Origin of the sequence: Streptomyces sp. NPDC090741 (assembly GCF_044769045.1) — a bacterium.
Lineage (GTDB): Bacteria > Actinomycetota > Actinomycetes > Streptomycetales > Streptomycetaceae > Streptomyces.
In genome coordinates, this window is record NZ_JBIVXF010000001.1 from 761382 (window position 1) to 773625 (window position 12244).

Annotated in this window: 16 protein-coding genes; 4 read left to right on the forward strand and 12 right to left on the reverse strand. The window is 70.6% G+C overall.

Annotated features, from left to right (window positions below; translation table 11 throughout):
• The first annotated feature begins 44 nt into the window (after positions 1-44).
• Entirely contained in the window at positions 45-1103 is a 1059-nt protein-coding gene (locus ACIQU4_RS03510; protein WP_403725201.1) for an SGNH/GDSL hydrolase family protein, read from the forward strand.
• 52 nt (positions 1104-1155) lie between these two features.
• Here ACIQU4_RS03510 and ACIQU4_RS03515 read toward each other — a convergent pair whose 3' ends face one another.
• Positions 1156-1674 (reverse strand): ATP-binding protein, encoded by a 519-nt coding sequence (locus ACIQU4_RS03515; RefSeq protein ID WP_403725204.1) that lies wholly within the window; start codon positions 1672-1674, stop codon positions 1156-1158.
• A gap of 210 nt (positions 1675-1884) precedes the next feature.
• On the opposite strand from ACIQU4_RS03515, the gene ACIQU4_RS03520 reads away from it, so the two are divergent.
• Together ACIQU4_RS03520 and ACIQU4_RS03525 are read left to right on the forward strand one after the other, a co-directional pair.
• Entirely contained in the window at positions 1885-2736 is an 852-nt protein-coding gene (locus tag ACIQU4_RS03520; RefSeq protein WP_403725207.1) for a helix-turn-helix domain-containing protein, read from the forward strand.
• Positions 2737-2747: 11 nt separating this feature from the next.
• On the forward strand, positions 2748-2945 hold the full coding sequence (locus tag ACIQU4_RS03525; RefSeq protein ID WP_403725208.1) for a hypothetical protein: 198 nt from the start codon (positions 2748-2750) through the stop codon (positions 2943-2945).
• Here ACIQU4_RS03525 and ACIQU4_RS03530 read toward each other — a convergent pair.
• Together ACIQU4_RS03530 and ACIQU4_RS03535 are read right to left on the reverse strand one after the other, a co-directional pair.
• The gene (locus ACIQU4_RS03530; protein WP_403725211.1) at positions 2908-3774 is read right to left on the reverse strand and encodes an alpha/beta fold hydrolase; all 867 of its coding nucleotides are present in this window, start codon (positions 3772-3774) and stop codon (positions 2908-2910) included. The genes ACIQU4_RS03525 and ACIQU4_RS03530 overlap by 38 nt on opposite strands.
• Before the next feature lie 87 nt (positions 3775-3861).
• Positions 3862-4287 (reverse strand): nuclear transport factor 2 family protein, encoded by a 426-nt coding sequence (locus ACIQU4_RS03535; RefSeq protein WP_403725214.1) that lies wholly within the window; start codon positions 4285-4287, stop codon positions 3862-3864.
• 104 nt (positions 4288-4391) lie between these two features.
• On the opposite strand from ACIQU4_RS03535, the gene ACIQU4_RS03540 reads away from it, so the two are divergent.
• Positions 4392-4949, forward strand: coding sequence for a TetR/AcrR family transcriptional regulator (locus ACIQU4_RS03540; RefSeq protein ID WP_403725216.1), 558 nt, complete (start codon positions 4392-4394; stop codon positions 4947-4949).
• Here the strand turns inward: ACIQU4_RS03540 and ACIQU4_RS03545 are convergent.
• From ACIQU4_RS03545 to ACIQU4_RS03585, 9 genes are all read right to left on the reverse strand, one after another.
• Entirely contained in the window at positions 4946-5581 is a 636-nt protein-coding gene (locus ACIQU4_RS03545) for an OmpA family protein (protein ID WP_403725981.1), read from the reverse strand. The genes ACIQU4_RS03540 and ACIQU4_RS03545 overlap by 4 nt on opposite strands.
• Before the next feature lie 5 nt (positions 5582-5586).
• The gene (locus ACIQU4_RS03550) at positions 5587-6171 is read right to left on the reverse strand and encodes a hypothetical protein (protein WP_403725218.1); all 585 of its coding nucleotides are present in this window, start codon (positions 6169-6171) and stop codon (positions 5587-5589) included.
• Between the two features lie 30 nt (positions 6172-6201).
• On the reverse strand, positions 6202-6846 hold the full coding sequence (locus ACIQU4_RS03555) for a pilus assembly protein TadG-related protein (protein WP_403725219.1): 645 nt from the start codon (positions 6844-6846) through the stop codon (positions 6202-6204).
• Positions 6843-7043: a hypothetical protein gene (locus ACIQU4_RS03560; protein ID WP_403725222.1), complete on the reverse strand. Its 201-nt coding sequence runs from the start codon at positions 7041-7043 to the stop codon at positions 6843-6845. The genes ACIQU4_RS03555 and ACIQU4_RS03560 overlap by 4 nt, the downstream gene beginning before the upstream one ends.
• A 110-nt stretch (positions 7044-7153) precedes the next feature.
• Entirely contained in the window at positions 7154-7840 is a 687-nt protein-coding gene (locus tag ACIQU4_RS03565) for a response regulator (RefSeq protein ID WP_385579963.1), read from the reverse strand.
• A complete protein-coding gene (locus tag ACIQU4_RS03570) occupies positions 7837-9045 on the reverse strand; it encodes a sensor histidine kinase (RefSeq protein WP_403725224.1) in 1209 nt (402 codons plus the stop codon). The genes ACIQU4_RS03565 and ACIQU4_RS03570 overlap by 4 nt, the downstream gene beginning before the upstream one ends.
• Positions 9046-9048: 3 nt before the next feature.
• A complete protein-coding gene (locus ACIQU4_RS03575) occupies positions 9049-9942 on the reverse strand; it encodes a DUF5936 domain-containing protein (protein ID WP_403725227.1) in 894 nt (297 codons plus the stop codon).
• Between the two features lie 13 nt (positions 9943-9955).
• Positions 9956-10894, reverse strand: coding sequence for a type II secretion system F family protein (locus ACIQU4_RS03580; RefSeq protein ID WP_403725231.1), 939 nt, complete (start codon positions 10892-10894; stop codon positions 9956-9958).
• The gene (locus tag ACIQU4_RS03585) at positions 10891-12237 is read right to left on the reverse strand and encodes a CpaF family protein (protein ID WP_403725233.1); all 1347 of its coding nucleotides are present in this window, start codon (positions 12235-12237) and stop codon (positions 10891-10893) included. Before ACIQU4_RS03585 ends, ACIQU4_RS03580 begins: the two co-directional genes overlap by 4 nt.
• Positions 12238-12244: the final 7 nt, after the last annotated feature.

Consider the following 12244-nt stretch of genomic DNA (forward strand, 5'->3'; position numbering starts at 1 on the left):
GCGCACCCGTCCGCTACTCTCCGTGATCAGATCGACTACCTTGAGTGAAGTGCGCCGCCCGGATCGGCCGGCACGGCGCCCGAGCCAAGGACACCGCCATGCCGTTCCGCGCCAGGTACGCACTCGCGAGCGCCCTCGCCCTCATGACCCTGACCACCGCCCCGGCCACGGCCGTACCACCCCCCGCTCCCCTCGACTACACCGCGCTCGGCGACTCGTACAGCGCCGGCGCCTTCGTCCGCCCCTGGGCCGCCGATGACGGCTGCGGCCGCTCCACCCTCAGCTATCCGCAGCAGACCGCCCGCCGCCTCAATGTCCGCCTCACGGACGTCACTTGTTCGGCCGCCGAGGTCAGAGCCGGCATCCTGGAGTCGCAGACCGAGTTCACCGGTCCCCCGTCCGTTCCGCCCAAGGGCGGCTGGGCCCCCCGGCCGGCCCAGATCAAGGCCGTCACCGCCGCCACGGACCTCGTCACCTTCGGGATCGGCGGCAACTCCGTCGGCTTCGTCGACATCGTCACGAAGTGCGTCGAGCAGGGCATCGCGTCCTTCGGAACCGGCAGCCCCTGCTCCACCCACTACACCCGCGGCTCCGGCACCAGCTGGCTCGACGGCCGATTCACCGCCCTGGAAGCGGACTTCGCCACCACCCTCAAGGACATTCGGGCCCGGGCACCCCACGCCAAGGTGGCGGTCGTCGGATACCCGGCCGTCGTCGCCGACAGCACCGGCTGCTCCTTCGGGTCCTGGCGCCAGCTCGGCACCATCACCAAGGGAGACATGCCCTTCCTCGACGCCCTGGAACGCCGGGTCAATACCGTCCTGCGCACCCAGGCGCAGCGCGCCGGCGCCGTCTACGTGGACACGTACACCTCCAGCACCGGCCACGGCGTCTGCGCGGCCGCGGACCAGCGGTGGATGTACGGCATCAAGGACAACCTCACCGGCTCCGGCACCCAGACCGACCCGCCCTCCGGCCTCTGCCGCAGGATCCCCGCCACAGGCGAAGCCTGTACGGTCCTCCACCCCAACCTCCAAGGCACCACCCACCAGGCCGACTTGGTCACCCGAGCCCTGACGGGATTGGGGGCAGCGAGGAGATGACCCACCGGGGTGGCGTTCGGGTCCGGGCGGTCCTCACGGTCGGCGTCAGGGATCAGAGGGTGAGGTAACCGAGCGCGCCGGCTCGGGGGAGCGTCGCCCAGGTTCGGGTGCCGCCGCCGGGCTCGCGGGACTCACCGAAGCCCCAGGACCCGCCGCACTCGCGCACGACGGCGGCCATCAGACGCAGGGCGGCCCGCCGCCGCGCCTCGCAGTGGGCGGCGAGTCGCGGGTGGGAGTGGGTCGCATGCCCGTCGTAAGCGGTGAGCCGCAGCGCGTCGTCCCGGTACCGGACGGAGAGGTAGAGGCTGCGCCCGGGATCCAAGTGCCAGGAGGCGGCGAGCAGTTCGCCGGTGACTTGCTCGGCGGCGACGGCAAGCGCATCGAGCCGATGTGCGTGGAGTACGGACCGTACGGTCCGCCGCGCGATCTGCCCGCTGTACGCCTCCCCGGGCACCGTCAGGCTGCACATCAGCGCACCCGGCGAGGGCGGCACGTCCCCGTCGGGCGCGGGTGGCGTGCTCGGGCAGACGTCGAATCGGCTCTGGGTCGACTGCATGAAGGGATTGAGCATCGCGAACTCCCTGTGGTTGCGAGTGGCTCCGCCGTGGGGGTGGTGGCCCGTCGCCTAGGCATGCGCATGCCGCAGCAATGCACTTCAACTCCCGTTGCGTGAGCGGTGCGTTACCCAATGTAGCGCTCGTCGGGCCAAATTTGGCCCGCTCGGCGGGAGAAGTCAGCCGCTCGTGGTCAGGGGGGCTCTGAACGCGCAAGACTTCGGGCCATGACCGCGAGGACAGCCACCACAGAGCGCCAGAAGAGGTTGGGGTACGAGCTGCGCAGGATGCGTACGGCCGCAGGGGTTTCGGCCGAGTTCGCAGCGGGACTTCTGGGCGTGGACAGAGGTGCGATCTCCGCCATGGAGTCCGGGACCCGCGCCATCTCGACCGAGCGCCTGCGCACACTGGCCTGCAACTGCGAGGTGACCGACGAGCCGTACATCTCCGGGCTGATGGAAATGGCACAGCCCACGGGGCGCCAGTGGTGGGATCACTACCGGGGCAAACTCCCCCAGGGCCTTCTGGACATCGCCGAAATGGAGGCTCGCTGCACCCGCATGCGGGGCGCATTCTCGATTCACATGCCCGGGCTCCTGCAAACCTCGGACCACGCACTCGCCGTGTTCCGGATGGTGATCCCCGCCTTGCCGGAGAAGGAGGTCGCGCTACGGCTGGCGCTGCGCGCCGAGCGCCAACAGGTCCTGGACGGTGACAACGCACCCGAGTTCGTGGCCGTCGTGCACGAAGCCGTCCTGCGCATGCAGTTCGGCGGACGCGCCGTGCTGCGTGCCCAGCTCGACCACTTGCTCAACCGTTCCGAGCAGGACAATGTGACTGTGCTCGTTCTCCCGTTCGACGCGGGAGGTTTCCCGGGTGCGGGACAGACCGTGATCTACGCGGAGGGCCCGACCGTACAGCTCGACACCGTGCAGGTCGACAACTCGCATGGGCCCGACTTCATCCATGCCGAGGCGCAACTCGCGAAGTACCGGGCTCACTTCGCGCTGATGGAAAGCCTGGCCCTGTCCGCAGACGCCTCCCGGGACTTCATCCGAACCATCGCGAGCCAGCTTTGAGAGGGGACACCATGACCACCGTGACCTGGGAAGAGCCGTACTGCGGAGAAGGCAACTCCTGCTACCGGATCGGGGTGGACGGGGAAGGGCGGAGTTACATCGCGGTGGCGGGTCAGGAGGCGGCGTACCTCAGCGACACGGCGGACGCGCTCCGGCAAATGATCCGGGACATCAAGGCCGGCAAGGCCGATCACCTGCTGGCCGACTGAACGGCTTCGACGCGGTGGACCGGATGAACGCCGTGAGGTCGTCGGCGTACCGGTCGGGGTGGGTGAGGTGGGGGACGTGGCCGTCCCCCACCAGCGTCCGCATCCGCGCCCGGCCGCCGAGCGCGGTCGCGAGCTTGCCGACGATCACCGGGAACCACGGCGGGCTCTCGCTGCCGAAGGTCAGCAGCGCGGGGCCCGGGAAGCCGGCGAGGCGGGCGAGGTCGAGGCGCGCCCAGTCCGGGTCGCCGTGTTCGTCCGCGAACGTGGGGGCGTTCGCGGTGAGCGTCTCGCGCACTCGGTCCGGCAGTTGCTCCCAGGCGCCGGGGCCGATGACGACCTCGTCCACGAACCGCTGCGCCCCCGCCCGGTCCTCGCCCGCGCGCAGAGCAGTGAGGACGCCGTCGAGGGCGGACTCCATGGCCTGGAGCACCGGGCGGAGCTCCCGGTCCCCGTCGCCCACGACGCCCATGAGCGGGGGCTCGTGCGCGGTCAGGCTGCGCAGCAGCTCGGGGCGGCGGGTGGCGAGGCCGAGGGCGGTCGAGGCGCCGAAGGAGTTCGCGGCCACATGGGCCGGGGCGCCGAGGATCTCGATGAGGGACGCGAGGTCGTCCTCGTCCTGGCGCCGGCTGCCCTGGCCCGGCGGGCGCTCGCTGCGGCTGTGGCCGCGCCGGTCGTAGACCAGTACGCGGAACGACCGCGCGAGGCGGGGGACCACGAGTTGCCAGGTCTCGTGGTCGACCCACGAGCCGTGGACGAGGACCAGGGGTTCACCCTCGCCCACGACCTCGTAGTAGAGGTCCACGCCGTTCACGCGAGCCCGTGCCGCCATGCCGAGTCTCCTCACGGGGGGTCCGGGGGTTTGAGTGCTCGCGCAGACACATACCGCGGGGCGGGGGGCGGTACACCTGGTTGCGGATCAGGTGAGGCGACGGTCCTCGGGGGTGATCGGGATGTCGTTGATGCTGGCCTCGCGGCGGCGCATCAGCCCGTCGCCGTCGAACTCCCACTGCTCGTTGCCGTGGCTGCGCCACCACTGGCCGGAGGTGTCGTGCCACTCGTACTCGAAGCGGACGGAGATCCGGTTTCCGGTGTAGGCCCACAGCTCCTTGCGGAGCCGGTAGTCGAGCTCGCGCTCCCACTTCTCGGCGAGGAACTCGCGGATCTCGTCCCGGCCGCTGAGGAAGCGGTCGCGGTTTCGCCAGAACGAGTTCTCGGTGTAGGCGAGGGCGACGCGCTCGGGGTCGCGGCTGTTCCAGGCGTCCTCGGCGGCCTGGACCTTGGCGCGGGCGGTTTCCTCGGTGAAGGGCGGGAGGGGCGGGCGTACGGCGGCGGGGTCGGCCATGGCGGTCACCTCGGGCGAGAGAGTCGAGAGAATCGAGAACGGTCGTTCTCGACCTTAGAGAACGACCGTTCTCAGCGCAAGCGATCCTGGGCTACGCTGCCTTCATGGACGACGAAGAGGCCCGGACCCGGCTGCTGGACTCGGCGGAGGTGCTGTTCTACGCCGAGGGCATCCAGGCCGTCGGCATGGACCGCATCCGCACGGAGTCGGGCGTACCGCTCAAGCGGCTCTACAAGGTCTTCCCGGCCAAGGAAGCCCTGGTCACGGCCTACCTCGACCGCCGCGACCGGCGCTGGACGGCGAGCCTTCGCGGCGCGGTGGTGGAGGCCGCCGATCCGGACGGGGCGGTCGAGGCGGTCTTCGAGTGGCTGGCGCAGTGGTTCTCGGAGCCGGACTTCAGGGGTTGTGCATTCCTGAACGCGTACGGGGAGCTGGGCTCCGGCCCCGCCGCGGTGCTGGACGTCGTACGCCGCCACAAGGCGGAGCTGCGGGAGCTGCTGGCGGAGGCCGCCGGGCCCGGGCGCCGGGCCCTGGCGGACCAGCTGCTGATCCTGGTCGAGGGCGCGACGGTGGTGGCGGCCCTGGACCCCGGCCCGGAACCGGCCCGCCGCGCGGGGGCGGCGGCGTCGACGCTGATGCGGGCCGGGGGCGGGCAGGGCTAGGGGGTGGTGCGGGGGAAGGTGATCTCGACCCGGCGGTTCTTCTTGCGGCCTTCCTCGGTGCCGTTGTCGGCGATCGGGTAGTCCTCGCTGTAGCCGCGCACGTCGTAGATGACGCCGGAGCTGGTGACGGTCTTGGCGAGTTCGGCCTGGACGGCGTCGGCGCGCTGCTTGGAGAGTTCCTTGCCGTGCTCGTAGCTGCCCTGGTCGTCGGTGAACCCGAAGACTCGGACGCGGGTCGCCTTCTGCGTGTTGATCTCGTTGGCGATGGCCTGTATCCGGGCGGCGGCCTGGGCGTTGAAGACGGCACTGTTCTCGGGGAAGAGCACCTCGGACTGCAGGGCCATCATGACGGTCTGATTGGTCTCCTGCCGCCGCTGCTCACCGCCGAGGTCTTCGACGACCTCGGCGATGTCCAGCACCTTGATCGGAGCCAGGGTCCCGCCCTGGGGGATCTTCAGGCCGGGCGAGTTCGAGTCGATGGGCACGGGCGCGGAGGCCGATGGCTCGGTGCCGGGGGGCACGGAGGGCTTGACCCCATCGGCGTGGGCGCTCGTCGCGCCGATGAAGTGAGCCCCGGCGATGACGAGGCCGACGACGGCTGTGGATGCGGAGACGCGGTGGCGTTTATTCATTGGGGTCACCCGGAGATTTTGATGGTGGCCGTTGCGAAGGTGGGGAGGCTGAATTCAACCTCGGCAGCGTTCGTCGGGGGCGCGGGGAACTGGACGAAGAACGGCATCGATTTGCCTGCTCCGATCGAGTTCACGCCTGTGGTGCACAGACACCTTCCTTCGGTGTCGCGCAGCACGTAGTAGCGCTTCTTGCCCGCCTTGTCGACGAGGGTGGCTCCCGCAACCGACTCGCCGCTGCCCGTGAGTTCATTGCCGCGCCAAGCCGTCGTGTGGCTGAAGTCCTTGTCGCCGGTGTTCTTGAACTGGCCGCTGACGGTGAGGAAGCCGCCTGCATCGCGCTTGGCCTCGTTGACTTCGAGAACAACCCCGTCCTCGCCGGCCGCCGTCGCGATCACCGCCGGTGGGGCTGAACTCTGATTCCCGGCAGCCGGTTCCTGCGAGCCACCCCCAGAGGGCTTAGGGGCGGAGGAGCTTTGCGCACCTGCCGGCTTGTCGTCATTGCTGCCGCATCCAGCCAATGTGAGGGCCAAGACCGCCGCAACCACAACGGCCGCTCCCCCGCGGACCTTCACCTTGTGCCGCAAGCTCATCTACGCCGTTTCCTTGTCTCTCGTTCGCTGTCAGTCGACCAGTCGCACGCTGAAGAGTGCCCTCGCCAGCCGGGACAACGGGCCTGGTTTCGCAGGATCCAACGTGAGGGTCTTCCCACTGCACACGAAGGTGACACTCCCCTCCCCAGGCGAGGGTGAGGGGCTCGGCGTCGGTGGCCGTGTGAGGGTGGGTGTGGGTGCCGGGGTGGGGGCCGACCGCAGAGTGCATCGCGGTTCGATCAGGGCCGTCGCCTTGGCTTTGCCCTTCGTGCCGCTGGCGCCCGGCACGACCGAGTCTCCGACTGTGCCTCTGGTGGTGACGCTGACGGTGAACTTGGGCAGCAGGGCCGGATCACACTCCGCGTCGGCATCGTTCAAGGCCGCGAAGTCGATGGCCTTCCCGCATGCGCCCGCCCCGTTGAGGCGATCACCGTTGACGATCTTCTCCCAGTCGGCGGGCTTGAGGCTGAGCAGGTCAAGGCCCAGAAATACGTTGTCCCTCGCTTCGCGCGCAGCAGCCAGCGCCCCAGCGTCCGCTGCACCCTGGGCATTGCTGCGGGTCGCACCGGCCATCCCGACCGCGAAGAACGCCAACGCGGCGAAGAGCAGACCAGCGACCACCACGATGTAAATGGGGAAGGCCTGCCCACGGTCACCAAGTCGGCGGGCAGTCACTTGCCCGCTGTGATGGCGGTGATCTGATCCTTGATCTTGTTGGTGATGCTCTGACCGATGCCCGTGCCGACGATTGCGCCGATGATCACTACGACCACCAGGATGATGCCCAGGTATTCGAAGGCCGTCTGGCCTCGGTCCCGGGCGCCCTTCGTTTCGTACCGCTTCCGCATCCTCGCCAGGGTGTTCTGCAACATGGGGGTTTCCTCCCGGGCCGGTGGCGCTGTTGGTTTGCGGACCGTACGGGGAGTTACCGGTGATAACCAAGGGTCCCGGGGCCCAATTACGGACCCACTGCGCACTCCGTCTACCCATGGCCGCTCACCCCTGGACGGGCCGTTCCCAGCCAGCGCGCTATCGCCTCGCTGCGGCTCGTGCTCTGGAGCTTCGCGAAGATGCGGTTGATGTGGTTCTTCACCGTCTTCTCGCTGATGAAGCAGGTGGCCGCGATCTGCTGGTTGCTCATCCCGGACGCGATGAGATCCATGATCTCCACCTCCCTCGAACTCAGGCCGAAGAGAACCGAGTTGTGCAGTCGCTCAGGAGAGCGTGCCACAGTTCGTTGCGGTTGCGAAGAGGTGCGGAGTTCCGCGAGGAGCGCGCTCGCCGCCGTCGGCGTGAAATGGGCCCTCCCCTCGCGGACGCCCTGGACCGCGCGGACCAGGTCCTCCGGCGTGAATTCGCCGTGGACCAGGTAGCCGCCCGCGCCCAGGAGGAGCGCTTCTCGGACGACCTCCGATTCCCGGCTGTACGTCAGCATCAGTACGGGCGCCAGCTGTACGAGGTGCGGCAGGGCCGAGATGCCGTCGACGCCCGGCATGCGCACGTCCAGCAGGATCACGTCCGGGGCGTGCCGGCGGGTCAGGCTCAGGGCCTCGCGGCCGTCTGCCGCCTGGGCCACGACCTCCATGTCCCCGGCCGTCGCCAGGAGAGACGTCAGGCCCGCCCGTACCACCGGGTTGTCGTCGGCGATCAGAACGCGGAGCGGCGTCACGGGCTCCCCTCCGGGGTCAGGGCCGCGAGCGGGAGGTCCAGGCGGACCACCGTCCCGGGGCCGGATGGCCGGGCTTCGATCCGGAGGCGGGCGCCGATCTCCGACGCGCGTTCCGTCATGCCGCGCAGGCCGTAGCGGCCCCCGCGGTGCAGGGCGTCCGGCGGGAGGCCGCAGCCGTCGTCCTCGACGGTCAGGGTGAACACCCCCGCCTCCGCCGCCGCCGAAACGCGCACGCGCGAGGCTCCCGCGTGGCGGCGGGCGTTCTCCAGGGCCTCCGAGGCGATGGACAGGATGTGGTGCGCCATCCCCGGAGCCACCACCGGGAGGACACCCGTCGTGCGGAGTTCCGCGTCCTCGCCGACCAGGACCGGGAGTTCGGACGACAGCGAGACCCCCGCAGCCTCCCCCCGCAGCTCCGTCAGCAGTGCGCGGGATTCCGCCGCCGCCGCGCGGGCCGCGCCGGAGAGGAAGAAGGCCTGGCGGCGCACGGTCGCCGGGTCCGTGGTGCGGGCGAGGGCGTCCGCCGCCAGGGCCAGGCCGTGCAGGGTCTTCGCCACCGAGTCGTGCATCTCGCGGGCCAGGTGGTCCCGTTCGGCGCGTACCGCCTCGGCCACCGCCAGCCGGGCCCGCGTCTCCGTCAGGGCCTGGCTCGCCGCGCCGAAGCGGAAGAGGAGGTCCCGCAGCGAGGCACCGGCCGCGCCCGCCAGCAGGCACAGCACCGGCAGGGTCAGACCGCCGGCCACGGCGGCCACGGCCACCGCCGCCAGGGCCGCGTAGAGGGCCGAGCCGCGCCACCCGTAGACCAGCCCGGCCACCAGCGGTGTGCAGAGCACGGCGAAGCCGAGCGGCGATTCGGGCCTCGCCGTGACCAGCAGCAGCCCGCAGCACGCCAGGTCCGGGGCCAGCAGCCACCGGTGGCGCAGCAGCAGCGGCCCGAAGCGCTCCCAGTCGCGGAAGAGTACGTACGAGAGCATGAAGGTGAGCAGGATCGCGCCGCCCACCAGGTACGTCGGCCCGCCGCCCGCCGTGCGCCCCAGCGCCAGCGGAGCGCCCAGGCCGATCATCACCATCCGGAAGGCGAAGACCCGGCGGGAGAGCGCCTGGAGCGCATGGGACTGGAGTGCCGGGGAGGGGGAGGGCGACGGTTCCCCCGCCGTCTTTCCGCGTACGGACAGCCCCGCCAGGGGGATGTGGAGCACCGCCATGGTTCACCCGCCCCCGAGCAGCGCGCCGAAGTCGACGTCCGCGCCGTACACGAAGCCGCAGACCAGCAGGATCAGCGTTCCCGGCAGCATGAACATGGTCACCGCGAAAGTGGCCTTCGGGACCGCCCGGGCCGCCCGCCGGCGGGCGTTCTGGGCGTCCGTACGGCGCATGTCCTCGGCGATCGCGATCAGCGTGTCGACGATGGGCGAGCCCAGTTCCTCGCCCTGCAGCAGCGCGGTCACGAACTGCGCCACCTGCTCGGAGTCGTTGCGCCGGCGCAGCTCGTCGAAGGCCTGGCGGCGGCTGACGCCCATGTCCATCTGCTGCAAGGTGATCCGGACCTCGTCCGACCAGGGGCCGTCGTACTTGGCGGCCACCCGCTCCAGCGCCTGCCGGAAGCCGAGCCCCGCGCTCACCACGACCGCGAGTACGTCCAGGAAGTCCGGCAGCGTCCGCTCGATGTGGTCGCGGCGGACCCGGATCGCCGACCACAGGCCGACCTCGATCCAGAACAGGCCGAACGCGACCATCAGCAGGGCCGGTACGAGCCGGCCGTTGATCAGCATCGAGAAGGCGCCGAGCGCGCCGAGGAACCCGTACACCGCGCGGCGCGCCGCGTACCGGTCTATGGTCAGGCCCGCCGGATTGCCCGCCAGGTCGATCTGGCGGCGCTTGCGGGCGACCCGGTTCGGGCCCATCAGGCGCAGCACGAGCGGCGCCCAGCGGATGCCCAGCCGGTCGACGGCCGAGCCGACGGCCGTCGTACGGGTGGCGCCGACCTCCAGGGCCAGTGCGAGGTCGCTCGGCAGTTTCACCTCGGCGCGGTAGAGGCGGACGCCGTGGAAGACGCCGAAGACCGACACCCCCAGCAGTAGCGCCAGCAGCAGAGCCGTCATGTCCGTCGCCCCCTCACACGTCGATCTTCGAGAGCCGGCGGATCAGGACGAAGCCCAGCGTGAAGAGCCCGATCGCCACCAGCACCGCTGTCTGGCCGATGAACGCGCCGGTCATACGGTCCAGGGCTCCCGGCATCATCGCGTTCACCAGCAGCAGCGAGCCGAGCCCGATCGCCGGCACCAGATAGGCCGTCGCGGTCACTTGGGAGAGCTGGGTGCGGACCTCGCGCCGCGTCTCCTTGCGCTGCTCCAGCGTCACGGTCAGGTTGCGCAGGCTGCCGACGATCGCGCCGCCCGCCCGCGCGGACAGCACGAGGGTGGAGACCAGGACGACGAGCTCGCGGGAGGGCAGCCGTTCGGCGATCTCGCCCAGCGCCTCCTCGATGGAGTGGCCGACGGCGAGGCGGTCGGCGACGCGCGAGAGTTCCTCGCCCGCCGGGGCCTCCAGCTCCTCCGCCGCTATGGCGATGGCCGTACGGAGGGCCAGCCCGGCCTGGGTGGCGTTGGCGAGGATGCGGGCGAGCTCGGGCAGCTGGTTGATGAAGCGCTCGTTGCGCCGGGCCCGCTGCCAGTTGAGGAAGGCGTCCGCCGCCCACAGGCCGATCAGGCCGGCCACCGGGCCGAAGAACGGGGCCAGGAAGCTGGCCGCGACCAGCCACACCCCGGCGACCGACATCAGCACGTAGACGAAGAACTCGCCGGGGGTGAGGTCCAGGCCGGTCACGGCCAGCTTCACCTCGATCCGCTTGCCGAGCGCGGTCCGGCGCAGGCGCCGGTCCACCCCGGGGAAGCGGCGCCTGCGGCCCGGCTGCTCCGGTGCGCCTTCCGCGGCGAGGCGTTCGATGAGGGCGGCGCGCTGGGCGCGGCCGGCGGCGTACGCCTGGACGCCCGCGACCACGAGGACGCAGGCCAGCAGTGTGACGCCGAGGGTGAGGAGGATCAGTGGGTTCACAGGACGGTCCGGGTGATGCGGGTGGCGAGCTGGTCGTCGGACATGGCGACCCCGAAGGCCTGCGGGATCGGCTGGTTGTTCATGTAGAGGCGGTCCGCGATGCGGCGCGGCAGCGGGTAGTACTCGAAGTGGCCGTGGACCCGGCCGTCGGCGCTCATCGGCTGGGCGGCGAACCGGCAGACGGTGGTGATGCGGAAGGGCTCGCGGCCGTGCGAGTCGAGGATGGCGATCTCCGTGAGGCGGCGCGAGCCGTCGCCGAAGCGGGTCAGCTGGACGATCACGTTCACCGCGCTGTTGATCTGGTCCTGGAGGGCCTCGAAGGGGACCTCCACCTCGGACATCGAGGCGAGGGTCTGCAGGCGCATGAGCGCGTCCTCGGCGCTGTTCGCGTGGACGGTGGCCAGGGAGCCGTCGTGGCCGGTGGACATCGCCTGGAGCATGTCGAGGGTCTCGCCGCCGCGGACCTCGCCGACGATGATGCGGTCGGGGCGCATGCGCAGGGAGTTGCGTACGAGGTCGCGGATGGTGATCCGGCCCTTGCCCTCCACGTTCGCCGGGCGGGATTCGAGGCGGATGACGTGGGCCTGCTGGAGCTGGAGCTCCGCCGAGTCCTCGATCGTGATGATCCGCTCGCCCTCCGGGATGAGACCGGAGAGGGCGTTGAGGAGCGTGGTCTTCCCGGTGCCGGTGGCCCCGGACACGATGACGTTCATCTTCGCCTGGACCAGACCGGACAGCAGCAGGAGCATCTGCGCGTCCAGCGAGCCGAGGCCGATCATCTCGTGCAGGGTGAAGGCGCGCGGGAAGCGGCGGATCGTGAGGGTGGCCCCGGTCAGGGACAGCGGCGGGATGATCACGTTGACGCGCTCGCCGCTCGGCAGCCGGGCGTCGACCATCGGATTCGCCTCGTCCACACGGCGGTTGACGGTGGAGACGATGCGCTCGATGGTCTGCATCAGCTGCTCGTGCGAGGCGAAGCGCAGGGGCAGCTGCTCGACGCGGCCGGCGCGCTCGACGAAGATCTGGTCCGGGCCGTTGACCATGATCTCGGAGATCGAGGCGTCTTCGAGGAGCGGTTCGAGCACGCCGAGGCCGAGCGCCTCGTCCACGACCCGGCGGATCAGCTGCGCCCGCTCGACGGTGGACAGGACCGGGCCCTCGCGGCTGATGATGTGCCCGAGTACGCGCTCCAGCCGGGCCCGCCGCTCGGCAGGCGCGAGCGCCGACATCTCGGCGAGGTCGATCTCCTCCAGCAGCTTCGCCCGGTACGCGGAGACCAGCCGGCCGTCCTCGCGCGGACTGTGCCGGTCGTCGGGGGTGTTGACGCGGGAACGCAGGCTCATGGTGCGG